The organism is Bacillus sp. CDB3 (genome assembly GCF_002081505.1).
In the GTDB taxonomy this organism is placed as follows: domain Bacteria; phylum Bacillota; class Bacilli; order Bacillales; family Bacillaceae_G; genus Bacillus_A; species Bacillus_A cereus_AT.
The window spans coordinates 26,086-47,861 of the sequence record NZ_ALBR01000090.1 but is presented as its reverse complement, the minus strand read 5'-3'; the positions used below and the strand labels follow the sequence as shown (position 1 = coordinate 47,861).

The following is a 21,776-nucleotide window of genomic DNA, read 5'->3' as shown; positions in this document are numbered from 1 at the left end:
TAGAGCATGGACCGTTTCGATTCCTTTCAAGGTACGTGAAGCATGGCGAATATTTTGAAATCCTGCGGACTTGGAAAAACGTCGTTTGATATGTCTATGATCTTGTTCGATAAGATTGTTCAAATGCTTGCTTGTACAATGAATTGCACGATATAAATAACACCATTTTCCTTTCACTTTGAGGGTGTTGCAAAGCTAAAATAAACATGCAATGTTATGAATCAGAAAAACTAGCTGAACATGTAATAGATAGCGATTTTGGCCCTACCAACAAGGCTGTTCCAGCCCTTTATCTTTTAATGTACTAAACTGTTGTTCAATTTTCCGACGCTCTTTCATCAACTGTTTTCCAAAGATGGTTTGTATAAAATGAGACAATACACGACGATGTGTATTGTCTCATTTTTTCACCATTCCGAGGGTTGATTGGATTTATGGCAAAGATGTCACGTGTTCGTGCAATTTCATAAATGTGCTGACTATCATAAGCCGCATCTGCCACGGAAAGCAGGACATTTCGATCTTGTATACCTTGAAGTAATACAGGAGCCATTTTGCTATCATGTACGTTCGCTGTTGTAAATGTATAGGGCAACAATACAACACCTTCTGGTGTAGCACAGACAAGGGCTTTATAGCCCTTATACCAACCATAACGAGTAGATTTTCCCCATTTTGCTTGGGAATCGTATAAACTACTCCGTAAGGCTGTACTATCAATTAAAACACACGGAATCAGTCCTAAATTCATTTCTTGAAGAGTTTGTTTATGAATCAACGGAATTCCTTCGTTGCGAAACCAAGTACCTACACGTGAAAAAGTAGATATATGAGGAACAAAAGAAAGACCACAAGATACACGAAATGAAGGATATTGATGCAAAAAACGAGTTAATTTGCGTAAAGAGTCAATTTGGAATACAGTTTTCAAGAAAAAACGTAACTACTCAGCCACCTTTTGGTGTCTTTTTTTAATTTTACTAGTTTCATATGCCTCCTATTTGTAAATACTGAGTATATCAAACAGGGGGGTGAATATGATGGTGGATCGAAAAATCATTTTAGATGCATATAAAAAAGGATCTGAAGCTGTTATTTCTTTATTTGAAGAAACATTTTCTAAGTTAGAAAAACGGATACTCGAACTAGAAAATGCTTCAAAAAAAACTCTACAAATAGTCATAAACCACCTTCTACAGATGGTTTGCGTAAGCCTGTTACAAAAAGTTTACGCAAATCGTCTCATCGTCAAACTGGTGGCCAGTTGGGCCACAAAGGACGTACTCTTGGTTTGACAGCGACTCCAGGCCATACAATTACGTATTCTCCTACATATTGTACTTGTTGTCATACTTCTTTGGACCATGAGCCTGTAAAAGGATACCGCATTCGCCAAGTGTATGACTTACCCCCTATTCAAATAGAAGTAACAGAACATAAAGTAGAACAGAAAGAATGCCCACATTGCCATGCCATCCAAGGAGCCCTGTTTCCTTCTACCGTCTCTCGTCCTGTCCAATATGGTCCAAATATAAAAAGACTGGTTCCTTATTTAACACATTATCAGTGTCTTTCTTTGAAACGCACAAAAGAATTCTTTCAAGATTGTTTTGGACATTCGATTAGTGAAGGAACTTTGATAAATCATACAAACAGTTTTTCGGCTCAATTACAGCCCTTTCTCCAAGAAGTAAAAGACAAGATTCTGCAGTCTCCTGTTGTCCATTTTGATGAAACCGGTATGCGAGTAGAAAATAAAACACAATGGTTACATACTGCCAGTACAACGGAGGTGACATTGCAACATATTCATCAAAAACGCGGAAAGGAAGCAATGAATGCGGGAGAAATTTTACCGTCTTTTTCTGGAATTGCAATGCATGATGGTTGGAAATCGTATGATGCGTATACAGATTGTCGTCATGTATTATGTAATGCCCATCTCTTGCGAGATTTGCAAGGAATTATAGATAGTACCGGACAAAAATGGGCACAACAGATGCAGAAATTTCTAACGCAGGCTTTCACGCTGAAAAAGCAATACAAAGGAAGTCTGCCAAAAGCGGAGCAACAGAATCTATTTATCATTTATCAATCCATATTGAAAGAACAACCAGTCTTTTCTGCAGAATTAAAAAAGAAAAGAAAGCAGACGCCTGCTCAAAATTTATGGAATCGCTTCGTCAAATATGCTGACAGAATTGTAGCATTCTTAGAACATCCAGACATTCCATTTGATAACAATCAAGCGGAACGGGATATCCGAATGACGAAAGTAAAACAGAAAATGTCTGGAACTTTCCGAAGTAAAAAAGGCGCAGAATCTTTTTGTCAGATACGAAGCTTTATGAGTACCATGAAAAAACAAAAACAATCTGTCGTATAAGCGGTAGGCCAGGTTATAGAAACCGGAACGATTCCTTGGAATCGCATGACTTCATAAGAGAAATTCTCTATTTGATCTAGATTCTTTCTCTTATTGAAATATTTTCTTTTTCATGTTTTCGAATGGAAAACATGTATTTGGTATGCCCTTTTTCCTAACTAAGCTGAGTAGTTACAATATACTTTAGTATAAAGAGAAGAGAGATACAGCGCAAGGTTGCCTGTATGACTATGAATCTGCAGAAAATTGAGGATGAAGATATAAAAAGTGGATTTTGAGAAAGATATGAAAAAATGGTCTCTTATTTTCCTTTTTATGAGAAAGAAGAGGGACTCCGAATGGTTTTGTATGCAGGGAAGATAAAACCTGTTATACAAAATAAATAAACGGTTAAAAGGAATTGAGTAGACTTGAAAGATAAAAGCAGTAGAAAAAGAACTTGTTAGAAGTCTATTTAGTGGTGTATTGAAGTATTATATAATTTCACGTACTTTATTCATTAACAAAAATAAAACCAATCATCAAAGGTTGCTTCTTCTCTCAATTTTTCGATACTATAGAATACCGATAAGAAAGGTGACTCTATCCATGAAGCAACCTTTAGTGAATTTACGAGTCGATTTTGCATGTAAGCAATTATTTGGTGCACAAGAAGAATTATTAATTTCTTTTTTAAATGCAATCTTGCATGAATCCTTATATACACCAATTGTGTCACTGAAAATTGAAGAACCACATTTGTATAAAGAATATGAAGAAGATAAATTATCCCTACTAGATATACTTGCAACAGAACCTTATTTCGGTATCAACCTTTGCAGTGTTTTAATCAAATCTTTAGCACCTTCGTGACTTAAAATCAAACGCCCATCATAAAATTCCATATGATTTTCAGATATGTTTCCTGTTACAAAACAAATTCTTTCTTGTTTCCGTATATGTATATTGCCATCTTGTACAAACATCTCTACACTAGTATTCGGCATTAAATCTAACGTTCTTCGCAGTTCTTTAGGTAGTACACATCTTCCTAAGTCGTCCAATCGTCGAATCATACCTGTTTTTTTCAAAGTGAATACCTACTTTCTTTTTTGTTTTGCACATGTAGTAAGCGTATAACAGTGTATATATGAAATTGAAAAATATGTATATCCTTGGTTGAATTCAAATACAAGTGTCGGAGGTACTTTTGATTATAAATTGATATCATGATTCCTTCATCCTTCAAGAATAAAATGACTGAGTGGAGTCGAAGGCTTGTATGACTCATGCTATTTAGTTTGGAAGGACTTCACAATTGGTAAAAGAATTGTACAAGTGTTCTTTTCCATTTTTAACATGCACCATTGTTTGGTTTTTTATACCAATAAAAACAACTGCAACAAAAAAAGAGACGAATCAGCTCGGCTCTTTTTTTACAGGTGTGAGTGTAAGGATGGTACAGTACTTATAATAAGATAACTAGGGAAAGATATCTTATATGAAACAAACTTATTTGTAATATATTCCATTTTTAGTATCATATACTTTTTTAGTTATTGAAAAAATTTTTCCTATCAACTCCTACAAAACAAACGAACAAAAATAGAGATGGTTAACAAAATGAAGTTTACCATGTATCTATAAAGGTATATCTTTGCGAATATTTTTTACTTTCATATTCCTAAAAACGCGAGAATCCCTTGATGCGTATTAAAAGGTACACGTTTATTTACAATTTTATTGGTATGTAAAACCAATTTTGTTACATACTAAGCACATGAATGTAGAAATTTATTGTATTTTCTTAAAAAATTGGGTCTTTATACCCAATTTTTTTGGCTTTATCTATGGGCTTTTTTCAGGTAGTTGTTTACCACCTTCCTGTTATAGTAATAATGGATCTTTTCTACATTTTTATTAAAACAGACAATCAGATTGATTTAGGATTTTTCTTAAATAACCAATCAGATATATAGGCAGGCGATAAAATATGAAATTCGTTTCTTATGCCATATCATTTGGTATATTGGGGCATTGTATTGGACTTCTATATACATTTTTTAGATGGTTTGGTTTAATTTTTGCGGGATCTGATCGAAGTATTTCATATTCCGAAGAAATATATAATACCCTTCCTTTCATATTAACAGCTATAGGAATTAGCACATATGCATTATTCAAACAAAATTTTAAATGGTTATGTATTATAGGCAGCATTTCTATGCTAAATGCAATATTTTTAATAGGTGATAGCATCTATTTAGCAAGCAATAGCACCATTTTTTCCGACGATGAACTGGCTGGGCATATTTTTAATTACGTGCTTACTGTATCACCACTTGTTTATTTTATCTTTATCGCGTTATCGATTATGTTTTTAATTACTTCTCGAAAAAAAACTTTCTAAATCAGTCGTGATATATTTGAAATCTTAAAAGAACGTGGTGTTTCCGTTCATCCTACAATTATCATGCGCCGGGTTCATGAATAGGGCAATTTGATTTATAATTTGTCAGGTATATTAATTTTTTTGGTTCTTTGTAGGGGAAATATGACCGCTCATTTTCCACTGTAAGGAAAAGAAGAAGGGTTCAAAATGATTTTGTATGCGGAATGAATAAAATTTGTTATATAAAACAAATAGATCATTAAAAGGAATTGTGGGGGATTGGAAGATAAAAGTAGTAGAAAGATCCCGGTTTAGAATTCTATCAGATTTTACCGAAAGAGTACCCCCACTTCAATCATGTGAAGGGCAAAACCAAATGATAAGTGGGGGTACTTCAATTTAATGTTGGTTGTTTGGAATATGAATTAGAGCCACTTATGACATCAAAGTGGTTAAAAATGGAGTAACAATTCCCCAAAGTGTGAATATAGTAAGTGTAAGTGTATCCTTTTTCCATATAAAGATATATTTCTATTTTCCATTATAAGAATATTTGGATTAATTAAAATAACAAAATAATTATGTACATGTTTCCTTGTATACTAATTTTTGTAGTTCTTTGTAGGTAAAAAACGAAATCTAATTTAAGCATGATGAATTTCTAAAAAGGACTTACATACGTCGAAATTTGCAACTAAATCATTAAAATATCCTTTAACAACGGACAAAATAAGACTTATGGATTCTTGACTACTTGATATGATAAAAGCGATACTATTTTATAATCTACGCTAAAAAGAAAAAATAGATGATTTTTTCATTGATGTTAACTAGAAAATATGATTAAATTACGCCTTATGTTGTTAGATAAATATTGTATTATTACGCCGTTTTCGAGAGAGCGTAAGCGATCGAAGAACCCCGAAACCCCACTCCTTTAGGGGGATGTGGAACGACAATTAAAACTTGTAACCTTCAAAGCCCACTGCTTTAGCTGTGGGTATTTACCCTGTCTTTAAAATCAGTTAATAGTAATATACAGAAAATAAAAAACAATTCAAAGGGTGATAGTAGGAGGAGATCATCTGTTGGAAAATAAAGTACCATTTGCACTTATTTATCTAAGTGCAAAACATAGTATTCTATTAGCTTTTTAACAGAACCGAATATATCTTGGAGGTATAAATCATGAATTTTAGACAGTTTGCTTTTAAAAATATAACGCGAAATTCAAGTGCTTATTTCGCTTATTTCATAAGCAGTTCATTTTCAATTGCGACGTTCTTTTCGTTCGCTGTTTATATATTTCATCCGAAACTCGAAGATTTGCACACGATACATATAATGGTGGCTATAATGAATTTTTCAGAAGTCGTTATTGTAGTGTTCTCTTTCTTCTTTCTATTATATTCAATAAAGGCATTTTTAACTGTTCGTAAAAAACAATTTGCTGTTTTAACTATTTTGGGCATAGCAAAAAAACAACTATATCAGCTCGTCTTTATGGAAAATATGTTAATTGGTTTTTTCTCTCTCTTTTTTGGTATGCAGTTTGGACTTGTCTTTTCACAATTTTTCTTATTAGTAACAGCTAAAATTACGCATGCTCCAGGAATATATTTATATTGGCCAACAAATGCATTTATTTTAACAACGATCGTATTTTTGGGTCTTTTTATTGTTGTCTCTGCATTCACACCAATGCTTATTCGGACAAAAAAATCAGAACATCTTTTAAAAACAATCCCTTTTACACAAAAAGAATGTAAGATATCTATCATTATTTCATTATTAGGAGTTATATGTTTAATGTGTGGTTATGCATTAGCTGGGTATTACAACTACTTCTCCTCTCTAGTTGATAATAGATATTCTTTTTTAATTATTTTTGTTATTCCAACACTTGTTACAATTGGAACATATTTTTTCTTCCGTCAAACTAGCTTCTTGCTTATTTATATTTTAAAAAAGAGAAGAAAGTTCTATATGAAACGAATTAATATGCTTTGGATTTCCGATTTAGCAAGCCGTATTCGACCGAATATTAATATGTTTTTTATTGTAACAATGTTATCTACAATCTCTTTTACAATGATTATATGTTTAGTTAGTATCGATAAGCTTAGAAAAAATGATATTATTGGATCTTCCCCCTTTGCATTTTCATATTTTTCATATGATGCCAATCCATTTACTAAGGAGCATTTAACATGGCTCGAACAACAATTACAAAAGGAAGGTTTCTTATATAAGAGAATAAAAGTTGATTTATATGAAACACGGTTGAAGGAAGACAAAGGCGAAGCTAATGATAATGACGTATACGTAATGAAACAGAGTGACTATAACAAACTTGCTACATCCTTACATTTGAAACAAATTTTTATAAAGGATAACGAAGCATATTTTGTTGAACCAATCGATGATCGAAAATACATTACACTTTCTAATACAAATCAGAAATTGCAAGTAAAAACTCACAAACATGCAAATGCACTGCCGTCTGAATTTTCATATAAAACACTAGTCCTATCTGATAATTTCGAAAAAAACTCACCGAATATAACAAGACATATAACGGCTTACAATTACAACGTACAAAATTGGAAAAAAACGCATAAAATTGCTAATGCGTTTATACAACAAGTACAACAAGATCGAAAAAAAATCCAGTACGAAGGCCCCCTCATATATCCATATGAAGCGGCAAACTCATTAGTGAGCATGACATCAAATAATAATTCATTTTTTCTAATTGGGGCATTCTTAGGAGCTATTTTCTTTATTGGAGCTGGTAGCGTACTTTACTTCAGAATATATACCGATTTAACGAATGAACAAAGAAAGTACGTTGCGATTTCAAAAATTGGTGCAACAGATGCTGAAGTGAAACGCTCTGCAACAATTCAACTTAGTATTTTGTATTTCGTTCCATACATTGTGGCATCTATTCATACCGTTTTTGCAACTAAACTGTTACAAGATCTAACTAAATTATCATTATTCACTGAAGCTTCAGCTCTTCTTAGTATTTTCGTTGTCGTTGAAATCATCTTTTCCTTAGCGATTCGTTCGTTTTACATGAAAAAATTATTAAGATATATTAATAATTAATATAAGAATTAATTGGAATTTTTTCCATTAATCTGAAATTATAGAATTAAAATATAAACAAGAAGCATAAACCGTGTGAAAAATACAAAATGGTGTAGCGTACATCCATTATTTTGTACCACTTTTCAACTTTGCACCAGAATCCAAAGAATTACAGCAATTATTTAGAACTGCTTAAACTACAATAATATTTTGTAAACAGGATTATGTTTTCTCCAACTTTGCAACAGAACCTATCCTGGTCTTTTTATATGGTCTACCTTGAGGGGATAATATCAATGTTTCTTTTAATCTTGTCCTTATACAAGGACATTTTGAAGCTAATCATTTTGTGCCCTTTATGTTAAATTAAGATTTCTAATAATATCTTTCCTTTTCAAAGGTGCATTAGATGGTATACAACACCAAAAAATGTGCACATTAATACTAAAAAAGATGGTGATGAAAGTTGAAGTGGACTGGGTACGCTATAACATTCGGAAAAATTGGAAATATAATTGGATTTATATATGCTCTTTATAGTTGGCTGGTCTGGCGAATACCTATAGGATCCGAGCGGTTTATTCCATTTTCTGAAAACATATTGAATGTTTTCCCTATTGTATTAGCAGGTATAGGGCTTATCGGATATTCATTATATAAATCATTCTTTTTCATTTTTGGTATTTCTATATTTAATGCGCTCTATTTAATAAATCATTCGATTTATTTGGCACGTATGAGTACAATAACTGTAAATGATAAAATAGGATATCTAGTTGTACAGTCTTCCTTTGATTCCTTACCATTTATTTGCATTACGTTTATTGTTTTATCGGGTATTTTCCTATATTCTCCTAAATTAAATAAACAAGATACGCCCCTATAACATGTAGAAATATTGTGAAATCAAAAAATGAAATAAGTGGCTGTAAATATTTCAACCGAAAATAAACTAATAAATAAAACGATGGAGGAATAACTATGATTTTCGAATTACCACTTAATCATGAGAAATTGTAACACAATATACTAAAGGTGGTAGAGCAGGCTATTTCAATAGTCTGCTCTTTTTCGTTCGTAAAGGTAGACTTTTATGTATAAATGACACAATAATTATTTATATTTTTCCTTGTATACTAATTTTTGTGATTCTTTGTAGGCAAAAAAACGAAATTCAATTTAAGCATTATGAATTTCTAAAAAGGATTTATATATCAAACTTTGCAACAGAACCAATGTGCTACTGTTTTTTGTGAAATATGGACACCTTGTTTTTACAATTCCTTTGTAATTTTAGGGCTTCCATAAATTTGATTAGATTGTAAATATTCATTTCGGATTTGTTTGATTAGCTGCTCTTTACGATTTTTCTGTGAGCTAGTGGGGGCGCTTTAACCATGCATAATAACCACTACGTGATACACTGAAGACTTGACACATCTTCACTACACGAAATTCATCTCGGTGATCCATAATAAATGTGTAGATTACTTCTGGTCCTTGCTGAAAATGCCAAGCGCCTTTTTTTAAATAGCCAATTCTTCCTCGAGCTCACGATTACGCCGCTTGAAAGCAAGGAGATCTTGATTCTCTGGTTTGATGTTTCCAGATCCTACAAAACCGGCTCCCTTACTTTGTGTATATTCATTACACCAACGGTGTAATGTTTTATATGAAATCCCTAGATTTCTTGCGGTTTGAGCAATTGTTTGGCCCTCTTCCTTACAAAGTTGAACAGCTTATTTTTTATAATCTATATCATATTGTTTTTTCTTCATAAGACACCTCGAACTTGTTTTTAGTATAAACAAGTTCGAGGTGTCTATCATTTAGACTGGCATCATAGTTACTATGTTTCTTTATGTCCACTATCTTGATTAAAGATTTTTCTCTCCAATTATTTCTACTTGCTTTATATACCTTCATTTGATTAATATTTGTATCGTATTCAGCAATTAAATACGTTTGCTGTGATGCACTACCGGATAAAAAGACCGGTACATCACCAAAATACTCTTTAAAATTATATACACCACTGTATTTATGATAATGTCCTGCAAATACAGCTTTCACGTCATATTTTTTTAATAAATCAATAAAACGTTGATTAGGGCCATTTTCCCACTTATTGGGTTTATGCATATTTATAATAATAACTTGACCATCACGGTAGGCCTCTTCAAGGTCTTCTTCTAGCCAATTCAAATCACTATCTATTGTATATGTTAACTTACCGTTCTTTGCTGAAACATCAAATTGCATTGTCGGATTGATGTTTAATTGAATCGAATGGATTGGCCCAAAATTAAGGGAATAAGAAAAGCTACCAAGGTGCTGTGTTGAATTCGTAGTGAATCGTATGGTCCTATCAAATCGTATAGTAGGCAACATTTCAGTATATGCCAAATACATAGACAGTGATCTATGTACATATAGCCTACAAATCCAGAAATTATTTTCAATATCATGATTCCCCAATCCGAAAGAAAAAGGTGATTTTAACGTGCTAAGAAGGGACTTCATTTTGTTCCACTGCCAAATATAACTAAAAAATGTCAAGTCCCCGTTAATCAGTACATGTGCTAAATTAGATTTTTTATCATTAAATTTATTTATACTATTGTATTGTTCTCTAATCATCTGAGCTGATCGTATTTCTTTTTCTATATCTGTTTCAAAATCGCCACCATCTGTTTTGCCTGTCCATGGGTATTGGGGATCAGATGTGATAACGAACACCCCACTTTCATTTCCATATGCTTTTTTAGTTGTATATGTATTCAAATGTATGCAACTGGAGGTACATAGTCCTGCAATAAACAGTACCGTTAACATACATATTAAATATTTTTTGGTATGTAGATGAAACATAGCATTTACCCCCCTTGTATTTTTTGGCTCTGGTATCAAAGAAACAAGATAGTACAAAAGAAAGGAGAGAGAATCCTAACAAGTTCCTTTCATTATGTTTTCATGTGAGACTTACTGTTTTTTAAATTGTTCATATTTAGGTTTTACATACCAACTATTTTTCATTATTGGTATGTAAACCTGACATTTGAAGAACATAAGAATCTAATGAGATATCCATATCCCTGTTTTTCCATCAAAATTCTTACTACTACTGTCCAGATAATGAGTTTGTATCACAATTAAAAGACATAATTGATGTACCACATTAAAAATACAAATATTTCTACATTGAATACTTAGATTACGTAATAATAAATTCTTCTAGAAAAGAGTGATAATTAACATGAAAGATATATCGCATAACCCACAATTCATTGATGGACTAACGCAGGCACAAGTGCACGATAGAATAAACAAAGGACAAACCAATACCAATCCTAAGGTACCTTCTTGAACATTTCTTCAAATTATGCGAGCAAATTTGTTCACAAGCTTTAATATTTTGAATGCTGTATTGGCAATTGCAGTTATCATTTCTGGATCACCTAAAAATGCTCTTTTTGCAGGAGTAATTATTACAAATACATTAATTGGAGTTATCCAAGAAGTACGTGCAAAAACTATTTTAGAAAAACTAGCACTATTAAATATGACACGTGTAAATGTTAAAAGGGATGGTAAGGAAAAAGACATAGGATTAGAGGAATTAGTACTTGATGATGTAGTGATTTTAAAGCCAGGTACAAAAATTGTGGCCGATGGAGAGATCATGTATGGAAATGAAATAGAAGTAGATGAAGCATTACTAACAGGTGAATCTGATCCTGTGTTAAAAAAAGAAGGTGACGCGGTTTATGCCGGAAGTTTTGTTGTTATGGGAAGTGGCTATAAAAAAGTTACAAAAGTCGGAGCAGATACATATGCAGCAAAATTAGTAGAAGAGGCAAAAAAGTTTAAGCTACTTAATTCTGAGTTGCAAAAATCTGTAAATCAAATACTTAAGGTAATTATTTGGCTCGTCTTTCCCATTAGTATATTACTTATTACGACTCAGATTTTCTTTGCGAAGAGTACTTGGCAAGACGCTGTGATACGTGCTGTAACAGGTATTGTCGGTATGGTTCCCGAAGGACTCGTATTATTAACGAGTGCAACGTTTGTGGTAGCGATTATTAGGCTCTCTAAATGGAAAGCCCTTGTTCAAGAACTTCCAGCTACGGAGGTTTTAGCACGAGTCGATGTTTTATGCCTTGATAAAACAGGTACAATTACAGAAGGTACGTTAAAACTAGATCGTGTAGAACCAATAGGACCATATTCAAAAGAAAAAATTGATAATGCTCTTGCAGGACTTGCACATGCATTTCCAAATATCAATCCCACGCAACAAGCAATTCTTAAACACTATCCGCAGTCTTCGCCGTTACACATTACACATAAAATTCCATTTTCATCTAAAACCAAATGGATGGGAGTCACCTTTGAACAGGAAGGTGCTTGGATACTCGGTGCGCCTGAGGTTATTTTAGAAAATCGATATGGAGAAATACAGAATCAAGTGGAAGAAGAAGCGATGAAGGGTAGACGTGTTTTATTATTAGCTCATCTTCAAACAACATCTTTTCAGGCATATGATTTTAAAAGAGTTGTAACAGGTGCATTACTTTTTATAGAAGACATTATAAGAGAAGAAGCTCCAAAGGCATTACAATATTTTGAGAAAGAAGGCGTAACAATAAAAATCATATCAGGTGATAATCCAGTAACCGTTTCAGCAGTTGCTCAAAGAGCAGGGGTGATAGGTGCGGAACAGTACATTGATGCGCGTACTTTGCCTGAAGGTCAAGTGCAATTCGCAGAAATATTAGAAAAAAACACGGTATTTGGTCGTGTAACGCCTCATCAGAAAAAACTGATGGTGACAACGTTACAAGCAAAGGGGCATACAGTAGCAATGACTGGTGATGGTGTAAATGACGTGTTGGCATTGAAAGAAGCCGATTGTGGAATAGCAATGGCAAATGCTTCTGATGCTACCAAAGCAGTGGCACAATTAGTATTATTACAGTCGAATTTTAGTGCGCTACCTGAAATTGTTGCGGAGGGTAGACGACTCATTAATAATTTAGAAAGAGTATCAGAATTATTTTTAACAAAAACAGCGTATTCCATTATCCTATCTCTTATTTGTGGTTTATTTTTCATTCCTTATCCATTCCAACCCATTCAACTAACATTAATAGGTTCTTTAGCTATCGGTATACCTGCATTTTTCCTTGCATTAAAATCGAATACTGATATAGTTCAGAAGGGGTTTTTAAAACGGATATTAACAAGTACTATTCCAAATGGGGTTGTGCTGAGCTTAGGTGTGTTAGTGACCTTTTTATTAGGTCATTTAAAGGGAGTAATGTTACAAGAAATAGAGACACTTGTTGTAATAATATTAGGAGGCGGTAGTTTTGTAGTCCTCGCTAGAATTATTCGACCCTATACAATGCTAAATGTATCTGTAATATTAACTATGTCAGGTATATTTGCAGGTACCTTTTTTGTTCCTTTCACAAGAAAGTTATTTTCACTGACTATGGTAGAGAGATATCATGTTTTTTTTGTGATCGGTGTGGTTGTATTAATGTGGCCATTTATTTCAATAGTACGAGGGTTGTGGTATAAATGTTTGAATATATTAAAAAAGAACAGTGTATGATTTTATATGGTTCTGTTGCAAAGTTTGAAAAAAGCACACATGAATAGATAAATAAGAGAAACTATTTATACAGTGGCCACTAATTGTTGGAGTTCACTATATACTGAAAAGACGGAGTCTTCAAGACTTCGTCTCTGTTTATATAGAGCATGAATGGTTTTGATTCCTTTGATGGTACGAGAAGCGTGGCGGATAGTTTGGAATTCCGAAGATTTGACCAAACGTCGTTTTCTTCGATCTAACCGCTTAAAGACGGATTCCAGTAGGAATCTCTTGTTGTTTTTTCTGTACTCACTCTATATTTGCACCAGAACCTTATTTTATTATCTATTATGAATAAGCGAACTGGAAAAAAGAATATTTTTGGTTTTAAATACCAAGTTATATGTATTAACTTTTGGAAATATTAATCTTAAACTTGCCATCAATTTTTATTGTGCAAATATATGAGAAATCCCAATCATGTAAGTCCTGCTTATATTTTTAAGAGGACTGTTGTACAGGAAGTTTTGATTCTGATGATTTTCTAAAGGGAACTTATATACGCAACACAAAAATTTTAGAAAGTAGGAAGTTATATGAAAAGATTATTTTTATCACTATTTTTATGTATTTTTGTGCAAGCTTGTTCATTTAATAGTCATGGACATGTTATTAAAGACGGAGAAATTATAAAAAAAGATGATTCTATACAAGGTACTTACTCCTATTTTAATGGAACTGATGTTATAGAAAAAATTTTTTCTAATAACCATATTGTTCATTTTTCTATAAATAGTCAAACAGACAAAGGTGATTTAGAAATAAGTATAGTGGATTCAAAGGGAAAGGAACTTCTAAAAACTAAAAATCCAAAAGACATTCATAAAGATATTAAATTTACAGAGGATAATGAATATAAAATTCGGATAAATGGCAAAAAACATAGCGGTAATTTTAAAATAACATGGAAAAGAGATTAGTAAAGGAATTCGCCATGGAACCGTTCCGGTTTTTATGACTTGACTCATTAAACAGTGCTTAATAATTTCTGTAATTCATTGTACATCGAAAAAACAAAGTTTGCTTGTGAACTGCACCCCAATTGTTAGACAAAAACTAACAATTGGCGGTGTATTCTTTTATGACTAAATTTATTGCAGAAGAAAAATTTCTAATACTCTAGTAAGAAAAAATTAGTCCGCAAAGGTAGACTTTTATGAGTTTTGATATAGGATGTAAAGCCTATTTCTCAATCTATTTAAATATTTATTCACTTACAACAGAGGCCGTTAGCTAATATAGGGATACTACATCATACTCCAGAGATTATATAATAGTTAGTGTTTTTTGAATATTAATTAAATTCGTCCTAGCCAAGGACATTTTGAAGATACTCATTTTGTGATCGTGATGATATATTGAGAGTGCTAATAAGGTTTTTTGCAAAGTTTTACGCAACCTTAACAATATACAAAGAAATATATTACATATGTATTTTTTTAAGTCAGTTTTCAATTTTAGACTGGAATCTCAGTAATTATATGAGTTTAATAGTACTAATATTTAGGTTTATTATATTTTTAAAATTTTATAATAAGAAAAATAAATTCAAAAGGGAGAGATATTATATGGGTAATTCAGGAAATTGAATACATAAAATATTTGTAACTACTCAGGTTAGTTAGGAAAAAGGGCATACCAAATACATGTTTTCCATTCGAAAACATGAAAAAGAAAATATTTCAATAAGAGAAAGAATCTAGATCAAATAGAGAATTTCTCTTATGAAGTCATGCGATTCCAAGGAATCGTTCCGGTTTCTATAACCTGGCCTATCGCTTGTACGACAGATTGTTTTTGTTTTTTCATGGTACTCATAAAGCTTCGTATCTGACAAAAAGATTCTGCGCCTTTTTTACTTCGGAAAGTTCCAGACACTTTCTGTTTTACTTTCGTCATTCGGATATCCCGTTCCGCTTGATTGTTATCAAATGGAATGTCTGGATGTTCTAAGAATGCTACAATTCTGTCAGCATATTTGACGAAGTGATTCCATAAATTTTGAGCAGGCGTCTGCTTTCTTTTCTTTTTTAATTCTGCAGAAAAGACTGGTTGTTCTTTCAATATGGATTGATAAACGATAAATAGATTCTGTTGCTCCGCTTTTGGCAGACTTCCTTTGTATTGCTTTTTCAGCGTGAAAGCCTGCGTTAGAAATTTCTGCATCTGTTGTGCCCATTTTTGTCCGGTACTATCTATAATTCCTTGCAAATCTCGCAAGAGATGGGCATTACATAATACATGACGACAATCTGTATACGCATCATACGATTTCCAACCATCATGCATTGCAATTCGAGAAAAAGACGGTAAAATTTCTCCCGCATTCATTGCTTCCTTTCCGCGTTTTTGATGAATATGTTGCAATGTCACCTCCGTTGTACTGGCAGTATGTAACCATTGTGTTTTATTTTCTACTCGCATACCGGTTTCATCAAAATGGACAACAGGAGACTGCAGAATCTTGTCTTTTACTTCTTGGAGAAAGGGCTGTAATTGAGCCGAAAAACTGTTTGTATGATTTATCAAAGTTCCTTCACTAATCGAATGTCCAAAACAATCTTGAAAGAATTCTTTTGTGCGTTTCAAAGAAAGACACTGATAATGTGTTAAATAAGGAACCAGTCTTTTTATATTTGGACCATATTGGACAGGACGAGAGACGGTAGAAGGAAACAGGGCTCCTTGGATGGCATGGCAATGTGGGCATTCTTTCTGTTCTACTTTATGTTCTGTTACTTCTATTTGAATAGGGAATAAGTCATACACTGGGCGAATGCGGTATCCTTTTACAGGCTCATGGTCCAAAGAAGTATGACAACAAGTACAATATGTAGGAGAATACGTAATTGTATGGCCTGGAGTCGCTGTCAAACCAAGAGTATGTCCTTTGTGGCCCAACTGGCCACCAGTTTGACGATGAGACGATTTGCGTAAACTTTTTGTAACAGGCTTACGCAAACCATCTGTAGAAGGTGGTTTATGACTATTTGTAGAGTTTTTTTTTGAAGCATTTTCTAGTTCGAGTATCCGTTTTTCTAACTTAGAAAATGTTTCTTCAAATAAAGAAATAACAGCTTCAGGTCCTTTTTTATATGCATCTAAAATGATTTTTCGATCCACCATCATATTCACCCCCCTGTTTGATATACTCAGTATTTACAAAGAGGAGGCATATGAAACTAGTAAAATTAAAAAAAGAGGTTCTGTTGCAAAGTTTTTCGAGTGGAGCTAAACTGTAGGGAAAATGAGATGAGGAGAATGATACATGGGATATTTTAAAGGAAAACAATTCAAAAAAGATATTATTTTGGTAGCCGTCGGCTACTATTGCCGTTTTTCTTTAAGTTATCGCGATGTATCTGAGATCCTGAAAGAACGAGGAGTTTCTGTTCACCCTACAACCATTATGCGCTGGGTTCATGAATATGGAAATTTGATCTATCAAATTTGGAAAAAGAAAAACAAAGTTGCACACCATGCTTGGCATTTAGATGAGACTTATATCAAAGTGAAAGGAAAATGGTGTTATTTATATCGTGCCATTGATAGTGATGGTCATACATTGGACTTTCAACTTCGAAAAACTCGTGATCATCAGGCTGCGTATGCTTTTATGAAAAGATTGGTCAAGCATTTTGGAGAACCATCGGTTCTCACAACAGATAAAGCGCCTGCCTTGCTTTGTGCGTTCAAAAAATTACAGAAAGACGATTTTTATACACATACAAAACAATGTACCATCAAACATCGCAATAATCTGATTGAACAAGATCATCGACATGTCAAACGTCGATTTGCGAAATCGTCTGGATTTCAAAGTATCCGACACGATTCTCGTACCATAAAAGGGATTGAAACGATTCAGGCCCTATATAAACAGAGACGAAGTCTTGAATCAGATTCCGTCTTTTCTGCGTACAAAGAACTACAAAAATTAGTAGCGATTGCTTAAATTCTATCCCAAATTTATAGCCCTCTTTATATTTTTTCTAACTTTGCAACGGAACCTTTTTACTCCTTACGATGGCAAGTTGAACTTATCTTTAAAACATGGAAATCATTCTTTCGTATTCATCATTGTAATTCTGTAAAATTAGAACGACTAGAATGTCACTTATACGGACAATTAATTAGCATCTTTCTTTGTTCCTCAACTATGCTCCAAATGCGCCAATTACTCCTCAGCAAGAAGAAACGAGAATTAAGCGAATATAAAGCGATTTATATGATAAAAGATTATTTTCCACTTATTTATCAATCTCTACAAAAAGACACCCAAGAATTAACAAAGATATTGTCTCGGCTGTTTAATCTCTTACAGAAAAACAGACGAAAATCCCATAGGTATGAGAAGAAAACAGTCTTTGATATCTTAGGCGTCGTATATAACTTTTCTATGTCTCACAATCATGTAGCGTAATCAAAAAAACTGAAACCCGATAGGGTTTATTTGGTATGCAAATCTTTCAAGAACTTACACTAGATCTTTAGAAAAAAGAAAAAATCTCACATGAAATTAAACTTATATAAGCTTAGCTTGATGGGCATGGGGTACCACCAGCATTTCGGAAAAAAACACGCTAAGGATTTTAGCTTAGTGGTAGACTTATGTTTTTACTGTATTATAAAAAAAACATGCACTAGTTTTAAAATAGAAAAGAATCCCTCCCGCATTTATAAAATAAGGAAAGATTCTTTTCAGTTTAACTAATTCATTTTGTATTCTCCACAATAGTCTCTTTTGCTAATTTCTTTGCCTGCTTTTCAATCGTATTATAATCATGACTTGCTTCGATTTCTTTGACTTTTTTAGGTTCTGGTGTAGAACAGACATGAGCTTTATATCCCTTATACCAACCATAACGAGTAGATTCCCCCCCATTTTGCTTGAGAATCATATAAACTACTCCAACTGAAGAGAATATCGCCTCTTGAATACAGTTTTTGACTCTGTTGCAAAGTTTGAAAAAGCATAAACCCGTTTACAAAATACACTTGTAATTCAAGTACGAATATCTTTTCCCCTCCCTTAACAAGGTGACTAAGCTTAATGTATAAGAAATTTAAACATAATATCAAAATGTCTACCTTTATGAACAAATATATTTATTCTGTATAAGCGTATTGAAATTACTTTTACAATTGAAAAGAAACCTTTCCTTAAGGAAAGGTTTCTTTAACAGATATTGACTAGTAGACTTGTTTATTTAATAGAACGATATACTTTTTTTCATGGGAGTAATGTAAGCACACCCAATCCTTGCAATAGAACTGTCTTACTTTGGTTGCCAATTCAAACCGGGTTTCGCCACATCAACCATAACTGTTTTAATAAAATAAACCTTTTTCGCACTATCATATCCCTCAGCAACGGCAATTCTGGATGTAGCTTGATAATAGACAGTACTATCATTTTTAGTATCATGATATTGTTTTCCATTAGCAATTGCACCTATAATTTGATCATTGGATACATTTCGTTCGATTGCTCTCTGTATAGAATGTCCACTTGGCTCTCTGTAGTTTTTCTTATTCTTAAATAAGTTGTTTAGTTTTTGGTGAAGATCCTTGGTTCTATTATTATTATGGTGCTGGCCTATTATAGTAGAACCGGCTCTTTTCTCCCGCGTAAGAATTTGACTATTCTCCATGTCAATTTGAGGCTCGCTCGCTTGTACATCCATATTGCTCATAGTCATAATTCCGCTGAACAAAATGCCTGCACAAAAAATAGATTGCATCCATTTTTTCATCAATGTATTTCCTCCTTACTACTATATTTTAGTTATGCAAACATATCTCATTTTACATGAGGTCATCATACGCTATTTCCTAGATGGATAAAAAGTATTAAAAAGACATTTTGCAAGGGACATATTTTATTATTTCTAATATAAAAAATATAAAATATACATCTATATGATAGGTTTGAGCTCGCTTTCAATATAATTATTCCCACTAATAATTTCTAAAAATTGGATTTAAAAGATTTCCTCACTTGTATTCCTTTTATTTGACCTTTGACACAGGACATATTTGTGATTCTGTTTTTGTTTTCTTTCCGTTATAGTAAGGGAGTCTTATTTCCTTTCACCAACCATATCGCCTTTCACACATGATATGGTTGGGAATTTTGGTTCTGTTGCAAAAACTTCAAAATAACTGAAAGTCATCTTATAAATTTGGAAATACTGAAAGAATTACTTTAAAAAAGGTGTGTGGTTAATATGAAAAGGGTAAATGTTTTTAAGTGGAAACATTATCAGCCAGATGTTACCTTATTAACTGTACGTTGGTACCTGCGGTACAACCTAAGCTTTCGCGATTTAGTGGAAATGATGGAAGAACGAGGATTATCTTTGGCCCACACGACTATTATGCGATGGGTTCATCAATATGGACCAGAGTTGAATAAGAGAATTCGAAGACATTTGAAACAAACGAATGATTCTTGGAAGGTGGATGAAACCTACATTAAAATCAAAAGAAAAGATATGTACCTGTATCGAGCAGTAGATTCCGAAGGAAATACGATTGATTGTTACCTCAGTAAAAAAAGAGATACCAAGGCTGCCAAAACTTTCTTTCAGAAAGCCCTGGCTACTTGTCATGGGACGATTCCTTGTGTGATTAACGTAGATGGAGATAAAGCCTATCCTCCTGCAATCCGAGAGTTAAAACAAGAAAACAGCTTACCATCAAGTATCTTACTACGGGTCAAGAAATACTTGAATAATATGATTGAACAAGATCATCGATTTATCAAAAAACGTATTTGGAATATGTTAGGGTTACAATCTTTTCGTACAGCGAAAAAAATGATTGCTGGGTTAGAGGCCATGTATATGATCAAAAAAGAGCAAATACATTTACAGGATCAGTCTGTCCAAAACCAGAATATCTTTATCCACCAACTGTTTGGATTAACGATATAATCAAAGAATCCGTTAGGAAACTAGGCTTCTTTTTTCATTTATGGTCTTTTTGCACCAGAACCTCTATAGGGTTCTGGTGCAAAGTTGAAAAATCACTCAAAATAATGAATTCGGCATGCGATTTCTTGTATATTTTATAATATTTATTCTTGTAATTTGCATCTTTATTCTAAAATTTTAAGAAAATAAAAACTTTGCAACAGAATCCCTTTTCTCCTTATTTATGCAATTTTTTATTCGTCTGAATCACTTGATTTATCAAATCTCTTCCTGGGAAGTCTGCAACCACAATGCCAGCGTAATCAAAAGAATTTGCTGCAAGGTAATCCGTTGTTAACACATTCGTTCCTTCAAAGGCAATGGTGCAAATCCCCAGGAAGCAATTAACTCTAGGGAAATCGGGATACGAATTTTTCCAACCTGGAGTTGTTAAACCTGTAGCAAGTCGAGAAGCTCCTGTTGCTGGATTACTATGTCCACTGGCTACAAAATAGGGGAAGGAGCCACCACTGCCACTTAAATAATTTATAAATTTTGTACGCTCTCCATTGCGATGTGCGGTATTTGTCGTTTGCAAATGTGCTTTTATTTTCAGCCATTTATCGTATAAATCCCAATTTGTAGATAAATTATAATCATCTTGAATATGGAAATCATCTGAATAGTTCAGACCAATATTAGATCCTCCTACATTTAGCAAGATTACAATTTTTCCACGCATTTGGCTTACAGTAGGATTGGTATTTGTACGATTTTTACTATCAAAAAAATAACCTGGGTATTGATTCATATATTTTTTTAAAGTTTGATTAAATGTATCATTTGACACATCACTATGTTCTTGTTTTATTCGCATAAATATTGTTTCACTTGGATGTTTTTTTAGGAATTTGGTTGCTGTCTGTAATACATCCCCAAACATAGTATGTAAAAATACTGGACCATGGTGAATGGCAAACGAGCCATCTGTATAACGACAACGAATATCGAGAAACCGTATACCGGCATCTAATTGTGTTTGCAAGGACATAGATTGTGTCTGCACAATATCACCTCCATATCCAGTCGACATGGTATCATGTGTACCTGGAATGGAGAGATCACTCATTTTAGCAGAATCTCGAATCTTAGACATCCAAGACTTGTTCTCGATTCCTATGGTTTGATCATGTGAATATCCCCCGTGCTCATGAGCAAAAGCTAATGAAGAGTAGCAAAAAATAAATATACCAACTAAAATACTACTGAAGGCCTTTTTCATTCCGTCACTCCGTTCTTTTGATTTTCTTCTCTAATACGCCTCTTATTCTTTCTTCCTGT

At 33.2% G+C, this 21,776-nt stretch carries 11 protein-coding genes and 9 pseudogenes; 10 read left to right on the top strand and 10 right to left on the bottom strand.

Translation table 11 applies throughout. The annotated features are described in order from the left end of the window. Together CDB3_RS21610 and CDB3_RS21605 are read right to left on the bottom strand one after the other, a co-directional pair. Positions 1-141, bottom strand: a pseudogene (locus CDB3_RS21610) (DDE-type integrase/transposase/recombinase); the annotation flags it as partial. Between the two features lie 54 nt (positions 142-195). After that, a pseudogene (locus CDB3_RS21605) lies at positions 196-937 on the bottom strand (transposase); the annotation flags it as partial. Positions 938-1,040: 103 nt separating this feature from the next. Here CDB3_RS21605 and tnpC (CDB3_RS21595) point away from each other — a divergent pair. Both tnpC (CDB3_RS21595) and CDB3_RS21590 read left to right on the top strand, forming a co-directional pair. Further along, positions 1,041-2,386: pseudogene (gene tnpC / locus CDB3_RS21595) on the top strand (IS66 family transposase). A gap of 588 nt (positions 2,387-2,974) precedes the next feature. Next, a pseudogene (locus CDB3_RS21590) lies at positions 2,975-3,178 on the top strand (PD-(D/E)XK nuclease family transposase); the annotation flags it as partial. Positions 3,179-3,183: 5 nt separating this feature from the next. Here CDB3_RS21590 and CDB3_RS21585 read toward each other — a convergent pair. Continuing rightward, positions 3,184-3,456 (bottom strand): AbrB/MazE/SpoVT family DNA-binding domain-containing protein, encoded by a 273-nt coding sequence (locus CDB3_RS21585; RefSeq protein ID WP_179139737.1) that lies wholly within the window; start codon positions 3,454-3,456, stop codon positions 3,184-3,186. 902 nt (positions 3,457-4,358) lie between these two features. On the opposite strand from CDB3_RS21585, the gene CDB3_RS31795 reads away from it, so the two are divergent. The 3 genes and pseudogenes from CDB3_RS31795 to CDB3_RS21580 all read left to right on the top strand — a co-directional run bounded on the left by CDB3_RS31795 (position 4,359) and on the right by CDB3_RS21580 (position 7,871). Beyond that, positions 4,359-4,775, top strand: coding sequence for a hypothetical protein (locus tag CDB3_RS31795; protein WP_179139733.1), 417 nt, complete (start codon positions 4,359-4,361; stop codon positions 4,773-4,775). Between the two features lie 6 nt (positions 4,776-4,781). Next, positions 4,782-4,856: pseudogene (locus tag CDB3_RS33160) on the top strand (IS6 family transposase); the annotation flags it as partial. A gap of 1,089 nt (positions 4,857-5,945) precedes the next feature. After that, positions 5,946-7,871: an FtsX-like permease family protein gene (locus CDB3_RS21580; RefSeq protein WP_128855900.1), complete on the top strand. Its 1,926-nt coding sequence runs from the start codon at positions 5,946-5,948 to the stop codon at positions 7,869-7,871. 1,508 nt (positions 7,872-9,379) lie between these two features. Here the strand turns inward: CDB3_RS21580 and CDB3_RS33155 are convergent. Together CDB3_RS33155 and CDB3_RS21565 are read right to left on the bottom strand one after the other, a co-directional pair. Continuing rightward, positions 9,380-9,580: pseudogene (locus CDB3_RS33155) on the bottom strand (transposase); the annotation flags it as partial. A 31-nt stretch (positions 9,581-9,611) separates the two neighbouring features. After that, a complete protein-coding gene (locus CDB3_RS21565; protein WP_128855898.1) occupies positions 9,612-10,724 on the bottom strand; it encodes a metallophosphoesterase family protein in 1,113 nt (370 codons plus the stop codon). A 544-nt stretch (positions 10,725-11,268) separates the two neighbouring features. On the opposite strand from CDB3_RS21565, the gene CDB3_RS21560 reads away from it, so the two are divergent. After that, positions 11,269-13,476, top strand: a complete 2,208-nt coding sequence (locus CDB3_RS21560) for an HAD-IC family P-type ATPase (RefSeq protein WP_218673344.1) — start codon at positions 11,269-11,271, stop codon at positions 13,474-13,476. 65 nt (positions 13,477-13,541) lie between these two features. Here the strand turns inward: CDB3_RS21560 and CDB3_RS32540 are convergent. Continuing rightward, a pseudogene (locus CDB3_RS32540) lies at positions 13,542-13,706 on the bottom strand (IS6 family transposase); the annotation flags it as partial. Between the two features lie 348 nt (positions 13,707-14,054). On the opposite strand from CDB3_RS32540, the gene CDB3_RS21550 reads away from it, so the two are divergent. Further along, positions 14,055-14,438: a hypothetical protein gene (locus CDB3_RS21550; protein ID WP_128855897.1), complete on the top strand. Its 384-nt coding sequence runs from the start codon at positions 14,055-14,057 to the stop codon at positions 14,436-14,438. Positions 14,439-15,240: 802 nt separating this feature from the next. Here the strand turns inward: CDB3_RS21550 and tnpC (CDB3_RS21545) are convergent. After that, complete coding sequence (gene tnpC, locus CDB3_RS21545) at positions 15,241-16,644, bottom strand: IS66 family transposase (RefSeq protein ID WP_128855903.1); 1,404 nt, start codon at positions 16,642-16,644, stop codon at positions 15,241-15,243. Positions 16,645-16,786: 142 nt separating this feature from the next. Between tnpC (CDB3_RS21545) and CDB3_RS21540 the strand changes: the two genes are divergently transcribed. Then, positions 16,787-17,473, top strand: coding sequence for an IS6 family transposase (locus tag CDB3_RS21540; RefSeq protein WP_128855896.1), 687 nt, complete (start codon positions 16,787-16,789; stop codon positions 17,471-17,473). A 57-nt stretch (positions 17,474-17,530) separates the two neighbouring features. After that, positions 17,531-17,941, top strand: a pseudogene (locus CDB3_RS21535) (transposase); the annotation flags it as partial. Positions 17,942-18,335: 394 nt separating this feature from the next. On the opposite strand, the pseudogene CDB3_RS21530 reads toward CDB3_RS21535, so the two are convergent. Beyond that, a pseudogene (locus CDB3_RS21530) lies at positions 18,336-18,429 on the bottom strand (ISNCY family transposase); the annotation flags it as partial. Positions 18,430-18,797: 368 nt separating this feature from the next. Continuing rightward, positions 18,798-19,277 (bottom strand): DUF4258 domain-containing protein, encoded by a 480-nt coding sequence (locus tag CDB3_RS21525; RefSeq protein WP_128855895.1) that lies wholly within the window; start codon positions 19,275-19,277, stop codon positions 18,798-18,800. Positions 19,278-19,748: 471 nt separating this feature from the next. Between CDB3_RS21525 and CDB3_RS21520 the strand changes: the two genes are divergently transcribed. Continuing rightward, positions 19,749-20,456 carry an IS6 family transposase gene (locus tag CDB3_RS21520; RefSeq protein WP_128855894.1) on the top strand — a complete coding sequence of 236 codons (708 nt, stop codon included), beginning with the start codon at positions 19,749-19,751 and terminating at the stop codon, positions 20,454-20,456. A 217-nt stretch (positions 20,457-20,673) separates the two neighbouring features. Here CDB3_RS21520 and CDB3_RS21515 read toward each other — a convergent pair whose 3' ends face one another. Then, the gene (locus CDB3_RS21515; RefSeq protein ID WP_128855893.1) at positions 20,674-21,717 is read right to left on the bottom strand and encodes a phosphatidylinositol-specific phospholipase C; all 1,044 of its coding nucleotides are present in this window, start codon (positions 21,715-21,717) and stop codon (positions 20,674-20,676) included. Between the last annotated feature and the right edge of the window lie 59 nt (positions 21,718-21,776).